Consider the following 20,163-nt stretch of genomic DNA (forward strand, 5'->3'; position numbering starts at 1 on the left):
ATTCGATCTTTAATTGAAATCGTTTTCCAGGAACGGGTTGCGCTTCACCGCCTGGTCGAGCGTGACGAGCGTCTCCAGCAACGCGCTCATCCGGTTCAGCGGCACCGCGTTCGGGCCGTCCGATTTCGCCTCGGCCGGATTCGGATGCGTTTCCATGAACAGACCCGCGACGCCCGTCGCGACCGCCGCACGTGCGAGCACCGGCACGAATTCGCGCTGGCCGCCCGAGCTCGTGCCCTGTCCACCCGGCAACTGCACCGAGTGGGTCGCGTCGAATACGACCGGCGCGTTCGTCTCGCGCATGATCGCGAGCGAACGCATGTCCGACACGAGATTGTTGTAGCCGAACGAGACGCCGCGCTCGCACGCCATGAAGCGGTCTTCCGACAGCCCCGCGTCGCGTGCGGCGTCGCGCGCCTTGTCGATCACGTTCTTCATGTCGTGCGGCGCGAGGAACTGGCCCTTCTTGATGTTGACGGGCTTGCCCGAGCGCGCGCACGCATGGATGAAATCGGTCTGACGGCACAGGAACGCCGGCGTCTGCAGCACGTCGACGACCGATGCGACCTGCTCGATCTCGTCGATCGAATGCACGTCGGTCAGCACCGGCAGGCCGAGCTGGCGCTTCACCTCGGACAGGATCCGCAGGCCCTCGTCCATTCCGAGGCCGCGAAACGATTTGCCCGAGCTGCGGTTTGCCTTGTCGTAGGACGACTTGTAGATGAACGGAACGTTCAGCTTCTCGCAGATCTCCTTCAGGCGGCCGGCCGTGTCGATCGTCATTTGCTCCGATTCGACGACGCAGGTACCCGCGATCAGGAAGAAAGGCTTGTCGAGACCGACCTCGAAATCGCACAGCTTCATGCTTGCACTCCGCGCGCTTGCTTGTTGGCGAGCGCGGCTTCGACGAACGACTTGAACAGCGGATGACCGTCACGCGGCGTGGACGTGAATTCCGGGTGGAACTGGACGCCGACGAACCACGGGTGCATCGAACGCGGCAGCTCCATCATTTCCGGCAGATCCTCGCTCGGGGTACGGGCGCTGATGATAAGGCCGCCGGCTTCGAGCTGGGGCACGAAGCGGTTATTGACTTCATAACGGTGGCGATGGCGCTCGTTCACGTCCTTGCCGTAGATTTCTTCCGCCATCGTGCCCGGCTTGATCGGGCAGCGCTGCGAACCCAGGCGCATCGTGCCGCCGAGGTCGGATTCCTCGGTACGCGTCTCGACCTTGCCTTCGCGGTCGTACCATTCGGTGATCAGCGCGACCACGCGCTCCGGCGTGTCCGGATCGAATTCCGTGCTGTTCGCCTGCTTCAGGCCGCCGACGTCGCGCGCGAATTCGATCACCGCGAGCTGCATGCCGAGGCAGATGCCGAGATACGGCACCTTCGACTCGCGCGCATAGCGGATCGCCGCGATCTTGCCTTCCGTGCCGCGACGGCCGAAACCGCCCGGCACCAGCACGGCGTCGAGATGCTTCAGGCTGTCGACACCGTTCGCCTCGAGCTCTTCCGAATCGATGTACTCGATGTTGACCTTGGTCGACGTGTGGATCGACGCATGGCGCAGCGCCTCGATCAGCGACTTGTACGACTCGGTCAGGTCGACGTACTTGCCGACCATGCCGATCGTCACTTCGTGCTTCGGATGCTCGAGCTTTTCGACGAGCGCCGACCACATGCTCAGGTCGGCGTCCTTCGGCGACAGCTTCAGCTCCTCGCAGATGATCCGGTCGAGGCCCTGGTCGTGCAGCATCTGCGGAATCTTGTAGATGCTGTCGGCGTCCCACACCGAGATCACGGCGTCTTCGGGCACGTTCGAGAACATCGAGATTTTCTTCGATTCGTCGTCGGGGATGCGGCGATCCGCACGGCACAGCAGCACGTGCGGCAGGATGCCGATCTCGCGCAGCTTCTGCACGCTGTGCTGGGTCGGCTTCGTCTTCAGTTCGCCGGCCGTCGCGACGTACGGCACGAGCGTCAGGTGCACGAAGCACGCGCTGTTGCGACCGAGGCGCAGGCTCATCTGGCGCGCGGCCTCGAGGAATGGCAGCGACTCGATGTCGCCGACCGTGCCGCCGATCTCGACGATCGCGACGTCCGGCTCGCCGCAGGTGGCCGATGCCGCCCCGCGCTCGATGAATGCCTGGATTTCGTTCGTGATGTGCGGAATCACCTGCACGGTCTTGCCGAGATAGTCGCCGCGGCGTTCCTTGCGGATCACCGATTCGTAGATCTGGCCGGTCGTGAAGTTGTTGGCCTTGCGCATCTTCGTGCTGATGAAGCGCTCATAGTGGCCGAGGTCGAGGTCGGTCTCCGCTCCGTCTTCCGTCACGAACACTTCGCCGTGCTGGAACGGGCTCATCGTGCCGGGGTCGACGTTGATGTAGGGATCGAGTTTGAGGAGGGTGACTTTCAGACCGCGCGATTCGAGGATCGCGGCGAGAGAGGCGGCGGCAATACCCTTGCCGAGGGAAGAAACTACGCCGCCGGTGACGAAAACATATTTGGTCATCGCTGGATGCTCGCGGGAAAAACGGATTATACCGTAAAGCCCGCCCTTTTCTCAGCAATTGACGCGATGAGACGTGATGATCGCGCCCTTTCGTGCCGCCCCGCGCCAACCGTGCGCGGCGGTGCGAACCGACCGTCCGGTCGGCGCCGCGCGCGTGCGCCGGCGGGCGTTCCGGCCGCCGGACGAGGCGTCAGGCGCGCCTCGCCATCGGCGCGCCGGCCTGCGAGGCGCCACCCTCTTCCGCCTTCAGCGAATTCAGCATCCGCTGCAATGCGCGGGCGGTCTCGATCGGCCGCTCCATCGGGAACAGGTGGCTCCCCTCGAGCCATTCGATGCGTCCGCGCGTCGCGCGGCGCGTCGCTTCGAGTCCGACCTGCCGGACCTCGCGCGAGCGCGTGCCGGCGAGAAAGCCGAGCGGCACCGGCGCGCCGTGCGCGAGCCGCGGGCCGAGCGTGTGCGGCAGCGTCCGGTAGATCAGGTATTCGACCTGACGGTCGAACGCCAGCGCGCGCTCGCCGTCGGCGCCGGCCTGCGGGATCCCGTGGTCGATATAGTCGGCGAGCATCCGCTCGTCCCAGCGCGCGAACGCGGGCTTCTCGCGGAAGTGCCGCCAGACCTCCTCGCGGCTCATCCAGCGCGTGCGCCGGTTGCGCGTCGCCGCGGCCGGCGACAGCCGCTCGTCGAGCCCCGCCCACTGGCTCGCGCGCAGCGCGCCGGCACGCCAGCCCGCGATGATCGGCGAATCGATCATCACGACGCCGCGCACCCATTGCGGCTTCTTCAGCGCGGCCATCAACGACAGGTAGCCGCCGAGCGAATGGCCGACGAGCCAGACCGGGCGCTCGTAGCGGCTGCCGATGTCGTCGAGCAGTTGCTCGACGAGATGCGGCCAGTCGCGCGTCACCGGGTAGCGGCGGTCGTGGCCGATCCGTTCGATGTAGCGCAGCTCGTAGTCGTCGGCCAGTTCGGCGAAGATCGTCCGGTAGGTCGACGCCGGGAAGCCGTTCGCATGCGAGAAGTGGAGGATGTCCTTCAAACGCCGATGTCTCCTTGGTCGACGGGAGCGGTGCTTCGGCACTTGCTCCCGTCCCGTGCTTCGTATTCTGTCGGAACCGTGCTTCGGCACGCTACGCCGGCCCCGGGCTTTCCCCTGACAAGCCGGCCTTCGCCGCGCTTACCGGTCCATCCAGTACCGGCGCCGTTCGTCGCGATAGCGCGCGAATGCAAACCCGCCGCCGGCCGGCGCGACGTCGAATCGCACGGCGCCGTCGCGATCGGTGCGCGGCAACGGAATCCCGCGCGCCTCGTAGCGGGCGAGCACGGTCCGGTGCGGATGCCCGAAACGATTGCGATAGCCTACAGGAAATACCGCGACGCGCGGTCCGACCGAATCGAGGAAAGGCTCGATCGACGACGTGCGGCTGCCGTGGTGAGGAACGACCAGGATCTGCGCGGCCAGCGCGTCGCGCGCATCGGCCACCAGCCGGCGCTCGGCGGCGGCCTCGATGTCGCCCGTCAGCAGCGCCGACGTGCCGCCCGCATCGATGCGCAGCACACACGATTGGCCGTTCGACGAACCCGTGCCCACCCCGCCCGGCGGCCACAGCATCGTGAACACGACGCCGTCCCACGTCCACCGCTGCCCGGTCGCGCACGGCAGCCGATCGGTCACGCCGGCCGCCTGCGCATCGCGCCACAGCCGATGCCGCGGCGCAATGCCGGCCAGCAGCTGGCGCACGTCGGTGGCCGCATAAACGGCCGGTGCGCCGCCCGCATGATCGGCATCCGCATGACTGAGCACGAGCGAATCGATCGTCGCGATGCCGCGCGCCCGCAACGCCGGCGCGACGATCCGCGTACCGGCGTGGGACGACTCCACGCCCGGCCCCGCATCGAACAGCAAGGTCCGCCGCGCGGTTTCGACCAGCACCGCCGCGCCCTGCCCGACGTCGAGCACGGTCAGCCGGAAGCCGCCCGGCGGCGGCGCATCCGGCGCCGGCGCGACGAGCGGCAGCCACGTCAGCGGCGCCGCCCAGCGCAACGGCCAGCCGCGCGGCATCAGCGCCCACGCGACACCCATGCATGCCAGCGCCAGCACCGGCCAGTCGGGCATGCGCAGCCAGAACACGCCGGCCGGCCAATCGGCCAGGTGCCCGAGCAGCGTCATCATCGGTGCGAGCGCCGCATGCGCAAGCCGAAAGGCCGCCGCATCGAGCGGCGGCGGCAGCGCGATGCCGGCCAGCACGACCGGCGTCACGACCGAGCTGACCCACGGAATCGCGAACGCATTGCCGAACGGCCCCGACAGGGAAACCTGCGCGAACCATGCGGCGGTGAGCGGTGCAAGCCCGATCGTCACCGCGTACTGCACGCGCGTCGCCTCGGCGAAGCGGCGCCGGCAGCGCGTCGCCCACGCACGCAACCGGCTCCGCAAGCCGGCCATGCGGCTTTCCGCGCCCGCTTCGTCGATCCCGTCGGCCTCGCGCACCGCGCGCCAGCCGGCAACGGCCAGCAGGATCACCGCGACCGCACCGAACGACAGCCAGAACCCGGCCGACAGCACGGCCCACGGATCGGCGAGCAGCACGCCGCCGAGCGCCACGCACAGCACCGCCGACGTCGGTACGCTGCGGCCGGCCAGATACGCGATGCCGCCGGCCGCGATCATCCACCACGCGCGCTGCGCCGGCACGTTGAAGCCGGCGAGCGCGGCATAGCCCGCCGCGGCGGCCAGCGCGGCAAGCGCGGCCGCGTAAGGCGCCGGCAGCACGAGCGTCGCGGCTCGCCCGCGCCAGCGCACGCGGCGCCAGACCATCGAGACGAGCCAGCCGGCGATCGCGCCGACCAACCCGACGTGGAGACCGGAAATCGCGACCAGATGGCTCGTGCCCGTGTTGCGCAGTACGCGCCAATCGTCGTCGCCGATGCCCGACTGGTCGCCGATCGCCAGCGCGGCGACGATGCCGCGATGCGCCGCATCGGTACCGAGCACCTCGTCGATGCGTGCCCGCAGGACGTCGCGCACCCGATCGATCGCTGCACGCCATCCCGATGCGCGCCCATCGAGCAGGACCGCCCGACGCGGCGCACTGACATAGCCGATCGCCCGGATGCCCGCGGCGAGCCACGCCGCCTCGCTGTCGCGCACGCCGGGATTGGCCTCGGCATGCGGACGCTTGAGACGCACGACGAAATGCCAGCGCTGGGCCGCACGCAAATCGGGAAGCGCATCGCGTGTCGCGGATGCGCCATACGCGCGCCACGACAACCGGATCAATGGCGGAAAACGGGTGAGCCCCGCATCGTTCGATTCGACCGCGAACAGCAGCCGCGCACTTGTCTCGTCGACGACGGGCAGCCCGCGGATCACGCCCGTGACGACGATGTCGCGCCCTTCCCACTCGACGGGCAGACTGTCGCGCAGCCGCCATTCGGCTCGCGCGGCCGCATAGCCGAACCCCGCGACGCCGGCCGCGACCGCGCACAGCATCCATCCGCATGCAACGACCGCACGCGTGCGCCGACGACGCACGCACCACGCGCCCAGCGCCGCGCAGCCCGCGAGCACGGCTGCTCCGATCGTCCATGCGATCGCCCCCGGCAACGCCGCCTGCCGCTGCAGCACGACGACGCCGAGCGCGAACGCGATCCACCACACGCGCATTCCGCCTCCTCGTCGACCCGGCGCCACCCCTGCGAATGCGGTGCCTTCCGGCAACGATTATGCGGACGAAAGTGCGAGTCGCGGCAGCGCGGCGAGCGCGTTAGCCGAAGTGCATAGGGACAATTCGCCGGCATCGAGCCCGCGCAATTCGGCGAGCACGCCGCCGATGCGCGGCACCTGGTCGGGCGTATTGCGGGATTTGTATGCCCATTCGGGCGCGATGTCGGGCGCGTCAGTCTCGACGACGAGCGCGTCGAGCGGCAATTCGGCGGCGAGCCGGCGGATCTGCCGCGCGCGCGTGAAGGTCACGTTGCCGCCGAAGCCGAGATGCAGCCCCTGCGCAAGATACGCTTCGGCCTGCTGGAAACTGCCGTTGAACGCATGCGCGATGCCGCGCCGCACACCGAAACGGCGCAGCCCGGCCAGCACGCGGTCCTGCGACTTGCGCACGTGGCACAGCACCGGCAAATCGAATTCCCGCGCCAGCCTGAGCTGGCCCTGGTAGAAGAACTGCTGCCGGTCTTCGTCGAGGCCCGGCACGAAATAGTCGAGCCCGATCTCGCCGATCGCGACGAAACGCGGATCGTCGAGGCTCGCCTCGATCTCCATGCGCAGCCGGTCGAGATCCGCGTCGCGCGCCTGCGGCGTGTACATCGGATGGATGCCGAGCGCGTACACCGCGCCCGGCGTGCGCTGCGCGAGTTCGCGCACCGTCGTGAAGTTGTCGCGCCCGATGCTCGGAATCACGATGCGCGACACGCCGGCCGCGCGCGCAGCCTGCGCGACCGCGTCGCGGTCGGCGTCGAATTCGGCGGCATCGAGATGGCAGTGCGTGTCGATCCACATGGCAGCGGTCCTGCGCCGTTGCGCCGTGCCGGATGAGCCGGCGGCCGGCCAAGGGCGCGTTCCTTCTTACACCGGCAGCGCCGGCTCCTCGTGCAGCACCCCGTCGCGCAGCCGCATGATGCGGTCGCAGCGCGCGGCGAGATCGGGATCGTGCGTGACGATCACGAAGCTCGTTTCGAGCGTCTCGGACAGTTCGAGCATCAGGTTGAACACCGTGTCGGCCGTCGTGCCGTCGAGGTTGCCGGTCGGCTCGTCGGCGAGCACGCAGGCCGGCTTCGTGACCAGCGCGCGCGCGATCGCGACACGCTGCCGCTCGCCGCCCGACAGCTCGCCCGGCCGGTGCTTCGCACGCGGACCGAGACCGACGCGTTCGAGCATCGTCTGTGCCTGCTCGCGCGCGTCCTCGGTCGTCATCCGGCGGATGCGCAGCGGCATCGCGACGTTGTCGAGCGCCGTGAACTCGGGCAGCAGGTGGTGGAACTGGTAGACGAAGCCGAGCGCGCGGTTGCGCAGTTCGTTGCGCTCGCGCTCGGCGAGTTGCGTAAACGGCTTGCCGAGCAGCGACACTTCGCCGGCGCTCGGCTCGTCGAGCCCGCCCAGCACGTGCAGCAGCGTGCTCTTGCCGGAGCCCGACGCGCCGACGACCGCGAGCTTCTCGCCACGCCGCACCGTCAGCTCGGTGTTGTTGAGCACCTGCACGTTGAAGCCGCCCTGCACGAACGCCTTCGTGATCCCGCGCGCCTGAAGCACGTATTCCTGCATACCTGCCGAATCCTGTTTGTTGTGTTGTCGTGAATCCGCGAATGCGGTCGCGCGGTCATTCATAGCGGAGCGCCTCCGCCGGTTTCACCTTCGCGCCGCGCCAGCTCGGATAGAGTGTGGCGACGGCCGACAGCGCGAACGCGATCAGCCCGATCCGGATCACGTCGCTCGCGACGAGTTCGGATGGCAGCTCGCTGATGAAATACACCGACGGCGGCAGGAACTGCACGCCGAACAGGTGCTCGATCATCGGAATCAGCCACGGGATGCTCCACGCGATCAGGCAGCCGAGCGCGACGCCGGACGCGGTGCCGACGAAGCCGATCGTCACGCCCTGCACGACGAAGATCTTCATGATCGACCCCGGCTGCGCGCCGAGCGTGCGCAGGATCGCGATATCGGCCTGCTTGTTGGTCACCGTCATCACGAGCGACGACACGAGGTTGAACGCGGCCACCGCGATGATCAGCGTGAGGATGATGAACATCATCCGCTTCTCGATCTGCACGGCCGAGAACCACGTCTTGTTCTGCTGGGTCCAGTCGCGGATGTACAGGCTGCCCGACAGCGTATGCGACAGCTCGACCGCGACCTGCGGCGCCTTCTGCATGTCGGTGAGCCGCAGCCGCACGCCGGTCGGCGCGCTCATCCGGAACAGCGCCTCGGCGTCGCGGATGTTGATCATCGCGAGCGTGCTGTCGTATTCGTAGTGGCCCGATTCGAACACGCCGACGACCGTGAACTGCTTCAGGCGCGGCATCATGCCGGCCGGCGTGATCGAGCCTTCGGGCGCGACGAGCGTGACCTTGTCGCCGACCGTCACGCCGAGGTTGCCGGCGAGCGCGTCGCCGAGCACGATGCCGAACTGGCCCGGCACGAGCGCGCCGAGCTGGCCGCCCTTCATGTCCTTGCCGATGTCGGACACCTGCGGTTCGAGCGTCGGCTCGACGCCGCGCAGCATCACGCCGCTCACCGCGTCCTGGCGCGTGAGCAGCGCCTGCGCGTCGACGTACGGCGCCGCGCCGATCACCGACGGATTGCGGCGCGCTTCCTGCGCGGTCAGTTGCCAGTCGGGCATCGAACCCGTCGGCGAGAACACCTCGACGTGCGCGAGCACCGACAGCATGCGGTCGCGCACTTCCTTCTGGAAGCCGTTCATCACCGACAGCACGACGATCAGCGCCGCGACGCCGAGCGCGATCCCGAGCATCGAGACGAGCGCGATGAAGGAAATGAAGCCGTTGCCGGTCGTGCGTTTGCCGGCGCGCGTGTAGCGCCAGCCGATCTGCCATTCGTACGGAAGTTTCAAGCGAATCCTTTCTGCTGGTTACGGCGGGATGGCGGCCCGCGGCCGGACCGCCATCCGGCGGCGGCCGCCCGGGCGCGATCGAAAAAACGGTCGCGGGACGCGAACGGGCGGTCAGCCGGCCCGATCACGCGCGCAGTTTGCCATACAATGCGCACCATCATGCACGACCGACGCCTCCATTTTCTCGTTCCGTTCGCGCTGCCGTCCGCGGCCGATGCGGCCTCGTCCCTGCACACGCTCGACAGCCCCGCGCTCCAGAAGTTGCTCGCCCGCGCGAGCCTCGTCGAGCGCGTGGCCGGCGAGGACTTCCAGCGCACGCTGCCGCACGAGCGCTGGCTGGCCAGCCGGTTCGGCGCCACGCACGGCAACGCCGCGGACGAGGCGCCGCTCGCGCCCTACATGCTGCTGGCCGACGGCGGCGATCCCGGCGCGCACGCATGGGCGTGCGTCGAGCCCGTGCACGTCGAAATCGCGCACGATCACCTGGTGCTCGTCGACCCGGCCGCCCTCGCGCTCGACGACGGCGACGCGGCCGCGCTGCTCGCGGTCGCGCGGCCGCTGATCGAGGAGCTGGGCGTGCGGCTGGAAGCGCCGAACCCGGCGCGCTGGTATCTGTCGAGCGATCAGCTCGCGCGCCTCGCCGGCGCTGCGCCGCTGCGCGCCAGCGGCCGCAACATCGAGATCTGGCTGCCGCACGAGGCGCATACGGGCGAGCGCTCGCGGATGTGGATGAAACTGCAGAACGAAGTGCAGATGGCGTGGTTCCAGCATCCGGTGAACGAAGCCCGCGAGGCCCGTGGGCTGCCGGCCGTCAATTCGATCTGGTTCCATGCACAGGGCACGCTGAAGCCGGTCGGCAAGCCGTTCGCGCGCGTGCTGTCCGCGTCGCCCGCCGCGCTCGGCCTCGCGCGCGCCGCGCAAACCGAAGCCGGCAGCCCGCCCGCGACGTTCGGCGCGCTGCCGGCCGCCGACGGCGCGACGCTCATCGAGCTGCCGGCGCTGACCACCCCGTTCATCGAGCAGGACTGGGCGCGCTGGCACGACGGACTCGCCACGCTCGAGCGCGACTGGTTCGCGCCGGCGCTCGCCGCGCTGCAGACCGGCGAGCTGGCGGCCGTCGATTTCACGCTGTGCGGCGACACGAGCTCCGTGACGCTGCACGCGACGCGCGGCGACCTGCGCAAGTTCTGGCGCCGCCGCACGCTCGCCTCCCTGTTCGAATAACCAAGCCAACCCGAATGACCCGGATCGTTACCCGCCCCGTCGCGCCCGCCGACGCCGAAGTGCTCGCGCGCCACGGCCTGCACCCCGTTCTCGCGCGCCTGTACGCTTCGCGCGGCGTGCAGTCGCCCGTCGACATCGAGACCGCGCTCGCACGCCTCGTGCCGCCCACCGAGCTGAAAGGCTGCGCCGATGCGGCGGTGCTGCTCGCCGACGCGCTCGCCGACAAGCGGCGCCTGCTGGTCGTCGCCGACTACGACTGCGACGGCGCGACCGCCTGCGCGGTCGCGGTGCGCGGCCTGCGGATGTTCGGGGCGCAGATCGACTACCTGGTGCCGAACCGCTTCGAATACGGTTACGGCCTCACGCCCGAGATCGTCGAGCTCGCGGCCGCGCGCAAGCCCGACCTGCTGATCACCGTCGACAACGGGATCGCGAGCGTCGCCGGCGTCGAAGCCGCGAACGCGCGCGGCATCGACGTGCTCGTGACCGACCACCACCTGCCCGGCGACGCGCTGCCCGCCGCACGCGCGATCGTCAACCCGAACCAGCCCGGCTGCGCGTTCCCGAGCAAGCACCTCGCCGGCGTCGGCGTGATGTTCTACGTGCTGCTCGCGCTGCGCGCCGAGCTGCGCCGCCGCGGCGCGTTCGCGAGCAAGGAAGCCGAGCCGCGCCTCGACGGCCTGCTCGACCTCGTCGCGCTCGGCACCGTCGCCGACGTCGTGCGGCTCGACGGCAACAACCGCGTGCTCGTCGCGCAGGGGCTGCAGCGCATCCGCAACGGCCGCATGCAGCCGGGCATCGCCGCGCTGTTCCGTGCCGCCGCGCGCGAAGCGCGCACCGCGTCGGGCTTCGATCTCGGCTTCGGCCTCGGCCCGCGCCTGAACGCCGCCGGACGGCTGTCCGACATGTCGCTCGGCATCGAATGCCTGATCACCGACGACATCGGCCGCGCGTGGGATCTCGCGCAGCAGCTCGACGTGATGAACCGCGAGCGCCGCGAAATCGAGGCCGGCATGCAGCAGCAGGCGCTCGCCGATCTCGCCGACGTCGATCCGGCCGACGCATGCACGATCACGCTGTTCAATCCCGAGTGGCACCAGGGCGTGATCGGCATCGTCGCCGGCCGTCTCAAGGAAAAATTCCACCGCCCGTCGTTCACGTTCGCGCACGCCGACGACGACGGCAAGCGGGTCAAGGGGTCCGGCCGGTCGATCGCGGGCTTCCACCTGCGCGACGCGCTTGACCTCGTGTCGAAGCGCGAACCGGACCTGATCGTCGCGTTCGGCGGCCACGCGATGGCGGCCGGCCTCACGCTCGACACCGAAAACGTGCCGCGCTTCGCGGCCGCGTTCGAGGCCGTCGCGCGCGAATGGCTGTCCGACGACGCGCTCGCCCGCGTGATCGAAACCGACGGCGAGCTCGAGGACGCGTACTTCACGCCGCAGTTCGTCGGCCTGCTCGACGAGGCCGTCTGGGGGCAAGGGTTTCCGGCCCCGCTTTTCTCGGGCGAATTCGACATCGTGTCGCAGTCGCTCGTGAAGGAAAAGCACCTGAAGCTGCAGCTTGCGCGCGGCCGCCAGCGCTTCAACGCGATCTGGTTCAACCATACCGAGCCGCTGCCGGCGAGCGCGCTGGTCGCGTACCGGCTCGTCGCCGATACGTGGAACGGCGTCACGCGCGTCCAGTTGATCGTCGAACACGCGGCCGGTTGAGCCCGCCACCCGGCCGCGACGCGCCGCCGCACGCGTGCGCGCCGCGCCGGACGGGGCCGTCGACACGCGTGCAGGCACCGTTTGCGTCACCGGGCAACCCTGCCGATCGGCTATAATTCCGCTTTTTTACGAAGCCGGAACAGCGAACGATCATGGAAGCGGAACGTCTCAACGCGATCGAAAGCTCCCTGCTCGACCTGCGCAATCGCGCGGGCGAGCTTCGGGGGTATCTTTGACTACGACGCCAAAGCTGCGCGTCTGACCGAAGTCAACAAGGAACTCGAAGACCCGAACGTCTGGAACGATTCGAAGAACGCCCAGGCGCTCGGCCGCGAGAAGAAGCTGCTCGAAGGCGTCGTCACGACGCTCACGGCGCTCGATAGCGACCTGCGCGATGCACTCGAGCTGTTCGAGATGGCACGCGAGGAAGGCGACGAGGATACGCTTCTCGCCTCGGAGGACGACGCCGCGAAGCTCGAAGCGCGCGTCGGCGACATCGAGTTCCGCCGGATGTTCTCGAACCCGGCCGATCCGAACAACTGCTTCATCGACATCCAGGCCGGCGCCGGCGGCACCGAGGCATGCGACTGGGCGTCGATGCTGTTGCGCCAGTACCTGCGCTACTGCGAACGCAAGGGCTTCAAGGCCGAAGTGCTCGAGGAGTCCGACGGCGACGTCGCCGGCATCAAGAACGCGACGGTCAAGGTCACGGGCGAATACGCATACGGCTTCCTGCGTACCGAAACGGGCATCCACCGCCTCGTGCGCAAGTCGCCGTTCGACTCGTCGGGCGGCCGCCACACGTCGTTCTCGTCGGTATTCGTCTATCCGGAAATCGACGACTCGATCGAAGTCGAGATCAACCCGGCCGACCTGCGCATCGACACGTACCGCGCATCGGGCGCCGGTGGCCAGCACATCAACAAGACCGACTCCGCGGTGCGGATCACGCACATGCCGACGGGGATCGTCGTGCAGTGCCAGAACGACCGCTCGCAGCACCGCAACCGCGCCGAAGCGATGGCGATGCTGAAGTCGCGCCTGTACGAAGTCGAAATGCGCAAGCGCCAGGCCGAGCAGGACAAGCTCGAATCGAGCAAGACCGATGTGGGCTGGGGCCACCAGATCCGCTCGTACGTGCTCGACCAGAGCCGCGTGAAGGACCTGCGCACGAACGTCGAAATGAGCAACACGCGGGCGGTGCTCGACGGCGACCTCGACGACTTCATCAGCGCGAGCCTCAAACAGGGCGTGTAAGCGCCGCGGCGCGGCCTGCCCGCGCCGCCCTTTCCGTTTGCGTTGCCGCACCCCACTCCGAATTCCGACCATCATGACCGAACCGACCCAAACGCAGCCCGCCGTCACGGCGGACGACAACCAGATCATCGCCGAGCGCCGCGAGAAGCTGCGCGCGTTGCGCGAGCAAGGCGTCGCCTATCCGAACGACTTCCGGCCCGAGCACCACGCAGCCGACCTGCAGGCCAAATTCGCCGATTCGGACAAGGCCGCGCTCGAAGCGAACCCGGTCGAGGTGTCGGTGGCCGGCCGCATGATGCTCAAGCGCGTGATGGGCAAGGCGAGCTTCGCGACGGTGCAGGACGGGTCGGGCCAGATCCAGTTCTTCGTGACGCCGAACGACGTCGGCGCCGACACCTACGACGCGTTCAAGAAGTGGGACCTCGGCGACATCGTCGCCGCGCGCGGCGTGCTGTTCCGCACCAACAAGGGCGAGCTGTCGGTCCAGTGCAAGGAGCTGCGCCTGCTGTCGAAGGCGCTGCGGCCGCTGCCGGACAAGTTCCACGGCCTGTCCGACCAGGAAATGCGCTACCGCCAGCGCTACGTCGACCTGATCGTCACGCCGGAAACGCGCGACACGTTCCGCGCCCGCACGAAGACGATCGCGTCGATCCGCAAGTTCATGGACAACGCCGAGTTCATGGAAGTCGAGACGCCGATGCTGCACCCGATCCCGGGCGGCGCGGCCGCGAAGCCGTTCGTCACGCATCACAATGCGCTCGACATGCAGATGTTCCTGCGCATCGCGCCCGAGCTGTACCTGAAGCGCCTGATCGTCGGCGGCTTCGAGCGCGTGTTCGAGATCAACCGCAATTTCCGGAATGAAGGCGTCTCGCCGCGTCACAACCCGGAATTCACGATGATGGAGTTCTACGCCGCGTACACCGACTACCGCTGGCTGATGGACTTCACCGAGCAATTGATCCGCCAGGCGGCGATCGATGCGCTCGGCACCGCGACGATCCAGTACCAGGGCCGCGAGCTCGACCTCGCGAAGCCGTTCCATCGCCTGACGATCACCCAGGCCATCCAGAAGTACGCACCCGACTACACCGACGGCCAGCTGTCGGACGACGCGTTCCTGCGCACCGAACTGAAGCGCTTCGGCGTCGACGTGTCGCAGCCGGCGTTCCTGAACGCAGGTATCGGCGCGCTGCAGCTCGCGCTGTTCGAGGAAACGGCCGAGGCGCAGCTGTGGGAACCGACGTTCATCATCGACTACCCGATCGAGGTGTCGCCGCTCGCGCGCGCATCGGATACGGTGCCGGGCATCACCGAGCGTTTCGAGCTGTTCATGACCGGCCGCGAGATCGCGAACGGCTTCTCGGAGCTGAACGATCCGGAAGACCAGGCCGCCCGCTTCAAGAAGCAGGTCGAGCAAAAGGATGCGGGTGACGAGGAAGCGATGTTCTTCGACGCCGACTACATCCGTGCGCTCGAATACGGGATGCCTCCGACGGGCGGCTGCGGGATCGGCATCGACCGTCTCGTGATGCTGCTGACCGACAGCCCGACGATCCGCGACGTGCTGCTGTTCCCCCATCTGCGCCGCGAAGACTGACGGCCGCCCCGGCGTGTGCGCCGCGCCCCGTGGCGCGCACGCGTCAGCTTTGTAACGACGCGTAAATCCCGTCAGGCGGCGTCTGCCGGCCTTCGATCCCTCCCCGTTTTATTCCCTCGTCGCGACGCCTTTCTCCGGGTTTTCCCGGAAACGGCCGCCGGCGCCCGGCTGCAATTCGTTACACCTTGATACGGCGCGCCGCTTGGCCGTGGACGACACTCCTGTTGCGTCACCACGCATGACCACGGGACCAGAACGAGGCGCCGGAACGCCGAGTCTGCTCGCTCCCGAGCGTGGGATCCTGTTCCGGCGCAGTGCGCCGATCCGGATCGACCTTGGAGAAAAAAATGGACAACCAGACTCAGACCACGCCGCAAAAGCAACGCCTCCACCCGCTCATCGCCACCGCGGCCGGTGCCGTCATCATCGCCAGCCTCGCGGCGACGGCAGCGATCACGGGCGTATTCCCGAAGGCCAGCAGCAGCAATGAACAGAACGGCCAGACCCAGGCCGCGCTGATCGCGTCGCAACCGGCCGTCGACACGGCCGCGGCCGCCAGCGCCGCGCTGGCCGCGCAAGCGCAGCGGCAGGCAGCGGAACAGGCCGCCGCGCAGCAGAAGGCCGCCGTCGCGCAGGCCGAGCCGAAGCCGGCGCCGCGCCCGGCTGCGCCGCACCGCCGTCATACGACCGCCCCGCAGCCGCCGCAATACGCGCAGCAGCCGTCGGCGCCCGCGCAAGCCTACTGCCAGAGCTGCGGCACGGTGGTCGCGATCACGCAGACGCGTACGCCGGGCCAGAGCTCGGGGATCGGCGCCGTGGGCGGCGCAGCAGCCGGCGGCCTGCTCGGCAACCAGTTCGGCAACGGTAACGGCCGCACCGCGATGACGATCATCGGCGCGCTGGGCGGCGGTCTCGCCGGCAACCAGGTCGAGAAGCAGGTCCGCGCGGAAACCGACTATCAGGTGCAAGTGCAGATGGAAAGCGGCGCGACGCGCACGTTCACGTACCACAACCCGCCGCCGGTCGGCCAGGGCCAGCGCGTGCGGATCGAGAACGGCACGCTGGTCGGCGCGTAAGCACCTGATCGCGTAAGCGCCGGCGCCCTTGCCCGCATGTCGTGCGCGGGCATCCCGCCAAAAACGAAAAACGGCTCGCGAGCAAACGCTCGCGAGCCGTTTTTCATGGGCGCGGCGTGCGCCGTGGCGGCGCATGCCCTGACCGGTCGGTCAGTCTTCGTCGTCGAAATCCGCTTCGTCGATCCAGTGTGCCTGGATCGCCTCGAGGATCTTCTCGCCCGAGTGCGTCGGGTCGTCGGCGAAGCCGTCGAGTTCGAGTACCCACTGGCGCAGGTCGACGAAGTTGACCCGCTGCGGGTCGATGTCCGGGTACTTGTCCGCCAGCGCAATGGCTATTTCACGCGAATCGGTCCATTTCATCGCCTGCCTCCGGTTCCTGTCAGTGATTTTCCTTCGCGTGGTTGATCGAGTACTTCGGAATCTCGACCACCAGGTCCGAATCTTCCTTCACGATCGCCTGGCACGACAGGCGCGACGTCGGCTCGAGGCCCCACGCCTTGTCCAGCAGATCGTCCTCGTCCTCCTCGGACGGCGTCAGATCGTTGAAGCCTTCGCGGATCACCACGTGGCACGTCGTGCATGCGCACGACTTCTCGCATGCATGCTCGATCTCGATCCCGTGATCGAGCAGGTTGTCGCAGATACTCTTGCCGGGCGTCGCGTCGATCACCGCGCCATCCGGGCACAGTTCGACGTGAGGCAGCACCACCAGTTGAGGCATGTCCGTTCCGTCAGTCAGGGTGCGGCGCCACGCGCCGCATGGTTCATCGTCGCGCGGGCCGTTGCCGGCCGATGCGCGGTTCGTGGGTTCAGATCTCGTCGAGCCGGCGGCCCGACAGCGCGCGCTTGATGCTCTTGTCCATCCGGCGCGCCGCGAATTCGTCGGTACCGTCGGCCAGCGCCTTGGTCGCCGCTTCGATCGCATTCGTATCGTCGCCCTGCGCGACCGCGCGCAACGCCACGGCCAGCGCGTCGATCTGCTCGCGCTCGGCGGCATCGAGCAGCTCACCGTCGGCCGCCAGCGCGGCCTGCGTCGCCTCGAGCATCCGCTCGGCCTCGACCTGCGCTTCGCGCAGCGCGCGGGCGCGCATGTCGATTTCGGCGGTCTTGAAGCTATCCTCCAGCATTTTCGCGATGTCGTCGTCGGCGAGGCCGTACGACGGCTTCACGACGACCGATGCCTCGACGCCGGACAACTGCTCGCGTGCAAACACCGACAGCAAGCCGTCCGCGTCGACCTGATAGGTCACGCGAATGCGTGCGGCGCCCGCCGTCATCGGCGGAATGCCGCGCAGCTCGAAGCGCGCGAGCGACCGGCAGTCGGCGACGAGCTCGCGCTCGCCCTGCACGACGTGGATCGCCATCGCGGTCTGGCCGTCCTTGAAGGTCGTGAATTCCTGCGCACGCGCGATCGGAATCGTCGAGTTGCGCGGAATGATCTTCTCGACGAGCCCGCCCATCGTCTCGACACCGAGCGACAGCGGGATCACGTCGAGCAACAGCCAGTCGTCGCCGGTGCCGCGATTGCCCGCGAGCAGGTCGGCCTGGATCGCCGCGCCGAGCGCGACGACCTGATCCGGATCGAGGTTCACGAGCGGCGGCTGGCCGAAATACCTGGCGACCGCGTCGCGGATCACCGGCATGCGCGTCGCGCCGCCCACGAGCACGACACCCTTGATGTCGGCCGGCGTGACCTGCGCATCGCGCAGCGCCTTGCGGGTCGGCGTGAGCGTGCGCTGCACGAGCGGCTCGACGAGCGACGCGAACGTGTCGTGCGAAATCGTCTGCACGAGCCGCGCACCACTCGACAGCGTCACGTCGAGCGCCGCCTGCGGCGCGGACGACAGCGCTTCCTTCAGCACCCGCACACGATCGAGCAGCAGGCGCACGTCCTCGGGCGCGAGCGTCTTCGCGTCGATACCGGCCTGCGCGAGCACGTGAGCGAACAGCGCATGGTCGAAATCGTCGCCGCCGAGCGCCGAATCGCCGCCCGCGGCCAGCACTTCGAACACGCCCTTCGTCAGCTTCAGGATCGACAGGTCGAACGTGCCGCCGCCGAGGTCGTACACCGCGTAAAGGCCTTCGGCCGCGTTGTCGAGACCATAGGCGATCGCGGCGGCGGTCGGTTCGTTCAGCAGGCGCAGCACGTTGAGGCCCGCGAGACGCGCGGCATCCTTGGTTGCCTGGCGCTGCGCGTCGTCGAAGTACGCGGGCACCGTGATCACCGCGCCGACCAGATCGTCGCCGAGCGAATCCTCGGCGCGATGACGCAGCGTCGCGAGAATTTCGGCCGAGACTTCGACCGGGCTCTTCACGCCGTCGATCGTGCGGATCTGCACCATGCCCGGCGCATCGACGAATTCGTACGGCGCGTTCGCCGCGCCTTCGACTTCGGCCTTGCCGCGGCCCATGAAGCGCTTGACCGACACGATCGTGTTGCGCGGATCGGTCGCGGCCTGCTCCTTCGCTTCGTGGCCGATACGGCGGCCGCCCTTCTCGAGGTAACGGACCACCGACGGCAGCAGCACGCGGCCCGCTTCGTCCGGCAGGACTTCAGGCACGCTGTTGCGCACGGCGGCGACGAGCGAGTTCGTCGTGCCGAGGTCGATCCCGACGGCGAGTCGCCGCTGGTGCGGCGCCGGCGCCATGCCCGGTTCGGAAATTTGCAGTAAAGCCATCTTGGTTCGTTCGGGCGCTCGGCCCGTTTGCTGCGCGTGCCGCAAGGCACGCGGTTAAGTTTCGAGACGCTCGATCTGCGCGCCCACTTCCGACGCGACCCGTTCGATGAACATCAGCTGACGCACGGCTTCCGCAGCGGCCTGATCGGCACCGCTGTCGAGCAGCGTGCCGAGGCGCTCGACGCGCACGCGCTTCTCGTCGCGCAACTCGGTGAGCAATGCATCGAGCGCGTCGACGTTGCGGGCGGCCGCGGCATCCTCGATGCCCTCGCGCCACTCCATCTGCTGCATCAGGAATGCAGGTTCCATCGCGGTGTTGTTTTCCGCGCCGATGTCCACGCCGCGCAGCGACAGCAGGTAGGACGCGCGCTTCAGCGGGTCGCGCAGCGTGCGGTATGCCTCGTTCGCGCGGGTGGCCCATTGCATCGCGATGCGCTTTTGCGCATCGCCGGCCGCCGCGAAGCGGTCCGGGTGCACCTGCGTCTGCACCGTCCGGTAGGCGGCGTCGAGCGCCGTCTCGTCGAGCGCGAATTGCGCCGGCAGGTGAAACAGGTCGAAATGGCTGTCTTTGAGCGAAACCATTGTCGCGTTCAATTCCGGTTCGTCGCGCGGCAAACGCCGCACATTAAAAAGGCGGCCCGTGCCGCCTCTTGCCCGCATCGCGCGGAGGGAGCCGCGTCACACGCGGAACGATTCCCCGCACCCGCACTCGTCCTTCACGTTCGGGTTGTTGAACTTGAACCCTTCGTTCAGGCCTTCGCGGGCGAAGTCGAGCTCGGTGCCGTCGATATAGGCGAGGCTCTTCGGATCGACGATCACCTTCACGCCGTGGCTCTCGAACACCTGATCCTCGGGAGCCAGCTCGTCGACATACTCGAGCTTGTACGCGAGCCCCGAGCACCCGGTCGTGCGAACGCCAAGCCGCAGGCCCACCCCCTTGCCGCGACGGACGAGGTATTTCTGGACGTGCTGTGCTGCTTTTTCGGTCAGTGTAATTGCCATGATGTCCTTGCCGCGGCGTGCCACCGGGGCCCGCCGCGTTTCCTTCCTAGCCGCTCTCGATGCCGCTCAGGCTGCTGCCTGATCGCTTTCCTTGGTGTCGTGGCGCTTCTTGTAGTCGGCCACGGCTGCCTTGATCGCGTCTTCCGCGAGGATCGAGCAGTGAATCTTCACCGGCGGCAACGCGAGTTCCTCGGCGATCTGCGTGTTCTTGATCGACAGTGCCTCGTCGAGCGTCTTGCCCTTCACCCATTCGGTGACGAGCGAGCTCGATGCGATCGCCGAACCGCAACCGTAGGTCTTGAACTTCGCGTCTTCGATCACGCCGTCCGCGCCGACGCGAATCTGCAGCTTCATCACGTCGCCGCAAGCCGGCGCGCCGACCATGCCCGTGCCGACCGTGTCGTCGTCCTTCGCGAACGAACCGACGTTGCGCGGGTTTTCGTAGTGATCCAGAACCTTGTTGCTGTAAGACATGACTCAGACTCCTTGACTCGTTACGCTGCGTGCGTCAATC

At 68.2% G+C, this 20,163-nt stretch carries 18 protein-coding genes; 5 read left to right on the plus strand and 13 right to left on the minus strand.

Annotated features, from left to right (window positions below):
- Nucleotides 1-9: 9 nt before the first annotated feature.
- The 7 genes from kdsA to CFB46_RS15110 form a co-directional block, all read right to left on the minus strand.
- The gene (gene kdsA / locus CFB46_RS15080) at nt 10-864 is read right to left on the minus strand and encodes a 3-deoxy-8-phosphooctulonate synthase (RefSeq protein WP_027784849.1); all 855 of its coding nucleotides are present in this window, start codon (nt 862-864) and stop codon (nt 10-12) included.
- On the minus strand, nt 861-2,519 hold the full coding sequence (locus tag CFB46_RS15085; protein WP_027784850.1) for a CTP synthase: 1,659 nt from the start codon (nt 2,517-2,519) through the stop codon (nt 861-863). The genes kdsA and CFB46_RS15085 overlap by 4 nt, the downstream gene beginning before the upstream one ends.
- 190 nt (nt 2,520-2,709) lie before the next feature.
- Entirely contained in the window at nt 2,710-3,555 is an 846-nt protein-coding gene (locus CFB46_RS15090; protein ID WP_027784851.1) for an alpha/beta fold hydrolase, read from the minus strand.
- A 138-nt stretch (nt 3,556-3,693) separates the two neighbouring features.
- Nucleotides 3,694-6,183, minus strand: a complete 2,490-nt coding sequence (locus tag CFB46_RS15095; RefSeq protein WP_027784852.1) for a DNA internalization-related competence protein ComEC/Rec2 — start codon at nt 6,181-6,183, stop codon at nt 3,694-3,696.
- Nucleotides 6,184-6,240: 57 nt separating this feature from the next.
- Complete coding sequence (locus tag CFB46_RS15100) at nt 6,241-7,029, minus strand: TatD family hydrolase (protein WP_027784853.1); 789 nt, start codon at nt 7,027-7,029, stop codon at nt 6,241-6,243.
- 66 nt (nt 7,030-7,095) lie between these two features.
- Nucleotides 7,096-7,854: a lipoprotein-releasing ABC transporter ATP-binding protein LolD gene (gene lolD, locus CFB46_RS15105; RefSeq protein WP_027784854.1), complete on the minus strand. Its 759-nt coding sequence runs from the start codon at nt 7,852-7,854 to the stop codon at nt 7,096-7,098.
- Nucleotides 7,847-9,100 carry a lipoprotein-releasing ABC transporter permease subunit gene (locus CFB46_RS15110; RefSeq protein ID WP_027784855.1) on the minus strand — a complete coding sequence of 418 codons (1,254 nt, stop codon included), beginning with the start codon at nt 9,098-9,100 and terminating at the stop codon, nt 7,847-7,849. Before CFB46_RS15110 ends, lolD begins: the two co-directional genes overlap by 8 nt.
- 147 nt (nt 9,101-9,247) lie before the next feature.
- Between CFB46_RS15110 and CFB46_RS15115 the strand changes: the two genes are divergently transcribed.
- From CFB46_RS15115 to CFB46_RS15135, 5 genes are all read left to right on the plus strand, one after another.
- Nucleotides 9,248-10,324, plus strand: a complete 1,077-nt coding sequence (locus tag CFB46_RS15115; RefSeq protein WP_034185429.1) for a hypothetical protein — start codon at nt 9,248-9,250, stop codon at nt 10,322-10,324.
- 14 nt (nt 10,325-10,338) lie between these two features.
- On the plus strand, nt 10,339-12,036 hold the full coding sequence (gene recJ / locus CFB46_RS15120; protein ID WP_027784857.1) for a single-stranded-DNA-specific exonuclease RecJ: 1,698 nt from the start codon (nt 10,339-10,341) through the stop codon (nt 12,034-12,036).
- Nucleotides 12,037-12,188: 152 nt separating this feature from the next.
- Nucleotides 12,189-13,293, plus strand: a protein-coding gene (prfB, locus tag CFB46_RS15125) for a peptide chain release factor 2 (RefSeq protein WP_105132571.1) whose coding sequence is annotated in 2 segments (ribosomal slippage) — nt 12,189-12,269 and nt 12,271-13,293 — 1,104 coding nt in all. Because the reading frame shifts where the segments join, the coding sequence is not laid out codon by codon here.
- A 73-nt stretch (nt 13,294-13,366) separates the two neighbouring features.
- The gene (lysS, locus tag CFB46_RS15130; protein ID WP_027784858.1) at nt 13,367-14,893 is read left to right on the plus strand and encodes a lysine--tRNA ligase; all 1,527 of its coding nucleotides are present in this window, start codon (nt 13,367-13,369) and stop codon (nt 14,891-14,893) included.
- Between the two features lie 347 nt (nt 14,894-15,240).
- Nucleotides 15,241-15,969 carry a glycine zipper 2TM domain-containing protein gene (locus CFB46_RS15135; RefSeq protein ID WP_089500314.1) on the plus strand — a complete coding sequence of 243 codons (729 nt, stop codon included), beginning with the start codon at nt 15,241-15,243 and terminating at the stop codon, nt 15,967-15,969.
- A gap of 150 nt (nt 15,970-16,119) precedes the next feature.
- Here CFB46_RS15135 and iscX read toward each other — a convergent pair whose 3' ends face one another.
- From iscX to iscU, 6 genes are all read right to left on the minus strand, one after another.
- Nucleotides 16,120-16,329, minus strand: a complete 210-nt coding sequence (gene iscX / locus CFB46_RS15140; protein ID WP_027784860.1) for a Fe-S cluster assembly protein IscX — start codon at nt 16,327-16,329, stop codon at nt 16,120-16,122.
- Between the two features lie 19 nt (nt 16,330-16,348).
- The gene (fdx, locus tag CFB46_RS15145) at nt 16,349-16,690 is read right to left on the minus strand and encodes an ISC system 2Fe-2S type ferredoxin (RefSeq protein ID WP_006478392.1); all 342 of its coding nucleotides are present in this window, start codon (nt 16,688-16,690) and stop codon (nt 16,349-16,351) included.
- 88 nt (nt 16,691-16,778) lie between these two features.
- Nucleotides 16,779-18,647 carry a Fe-S protein assembly chaperone HscA gene (gene hscA, locus CFB46_RS15150; protein ID WP_027784861.1) on the minus strand — a complete coding sequence of 623 codons (1,869 nt, stop codon included), beginning with the start codon at nt 18,645-18,647 and terminating at the stop codon, nt 16,779-16,781.
- 54 nt (nt 18,648-18,701) lie between these two features.
- A complete protein-coding gene (hscB, locus tag CFB46_RS15155; protein WP_027784862.1) occupies nt 18,702-19,229 on the minus strand; it encodes a Fe-S protein assembly co-chaperone HscB in 528 nt (175 codons plus the stop codon).
- 96 nt (nt 19,230-19,325) lie between these two features.
- Nucleotides 19,326-19,649, minus strand: a complete 324-nt coding sequence (gene iscA / locus CFB46_RS15160; protein ID WP_014896627.1) for an iron-sulfur cluster assembly protein IscA — start codon at nt 19,647-19,649, stop codon at nt 19,326-19,328.
- A gap of 66 nt (nt 19,650-19,715) precedes the next feature.
- Entirely contained in the window at nt 19,716-20,123 is a 408-nt protein-coding gene (gene iscU, locus CFB46_RS15165; RefSeq protein WP_006478389.1) for a Fe-S cluster assembly scaffold IscU, read from the minus strand.
- Nucleotides 20,124-20,163 lie beyond the last annotated feature (40 nt).

Source organism: Burkholderia sp. HI2761 (assembly GCF_002223355.1).
GTDB lineage: Bacteria > Pseudomonadota > Gammaproteobacteria > Burkholderiales > Burkholderiaceae > Burkholderia.

What these genes read in the sequence shown, in the direction of transcription:
- kdsA (WP_027784849.1), bottom strand. Translation starts at nt 864, where the DNA reads ATGAAGCTGTGCGATTTCGAGGTCGGTCTCGACAAGCCTTTCTTCCTG.
- CFB46_RS15085 (WP_027784850.1), bottom strand. Translation starts at nt 2,519, where the DNA reads ATGACCAAATATGTTTTCGTCACCGGCGGCGTAGTTTCTTCCCTCGGC.
- CFB46_RS15095 (WP_027784852.1), bottom strand. Translation starts at nt 6,183, where the DNA reads ATGCGCGTGTGGTGGATCGCGTTCGCGCTCGGCGTCGTCGTGCTGCAG.
- CFB46_RS15100 (WP_027784853.1), bottom strand. Translation starts at nt 7,029, where the DNA reads ATGTGGATCGACACGCACTGCCATCTCGATGCCGCCGAATTCGACGCC.
- lolD (WP_027784854.1), bottom strand. Translation starts at nt 7,854, where the DNA reads ATGAATGACCGCGCGACCGCATTCGCGGATTCACGACAACACAACAAA.
- CFB46_RS15115 (WP_034185429.1), top strand. Translation starts at nt 9,248, where the DNA reads ATGCGCACCATCATGCACGACCGACGCCTCCATTTTCTCGTTCCGTTC.
- recJ (WP_027784857.1), top strand. Translation starts at nt 10,339, where the DNA reads ATGACCCGGATCGTTACCCGCCCCGTCGCGCCCGCCGACGCCGAAGTG.
- lysS (WP_027784858.1), top strand. Translation starts at nt 13,367, where the DNA reads ATGACCGAACCGACCCAAACGCAGCCCGCCGTCACGGCGGACGACAAC.
- CFB46_RS15135 (WP_089500314.1), top strand. Translation starts at nt 15,241, where the DNA reads ATGGACAACCAGACTCAGACCACGCCGCAAAAGCAACGCCTCCACCCG.
- iscX (WP_027784860.1), bottom strand. Translation starts at nt 16,329, where the DNA reads ATGAAATGGACCGATTCGCGTGAAATAGCCATTGCGCTGGCGGACAAG.
- fdx (WP_006478392.1), bottom strand. Translation starts at nt 16,690, where the DNA reads ATGCCTCAACTGGTGGTGCTGCCTCACGTCGAACTGTGCCCGGATGGC.
- hscA (WP_027784861.1), bottom strand. Translation starts at nt 18,647, where the DNA reads ATGGCTTTACTGCAAATTTCCGAACCGGGCATGGCGCCGGCGCCGCAC.
- hscB (WP_027784862.1), bottom strand. Translation starts at nt 19,229, where the DNA reads ATGGTTTCGCTCAAAGACAGCCATTTCGACCTGTTTCACCTGCCGGCG.
- iscA (WP_014896627.1), bottom strand. Translation starts at nt 19,649, where the DNA reads ATGGCAATTACACTGACCGAAAAAGCAGCACAGCACGTCCAGAAATAC.
- iscU (WP_006478389.1), bottom strand. Translation starts at nt 20,123, where the DNA reads ATGTCTTACAGCAACAAGGTTCTGGATCACTACGAAAACCCGCGCAAC.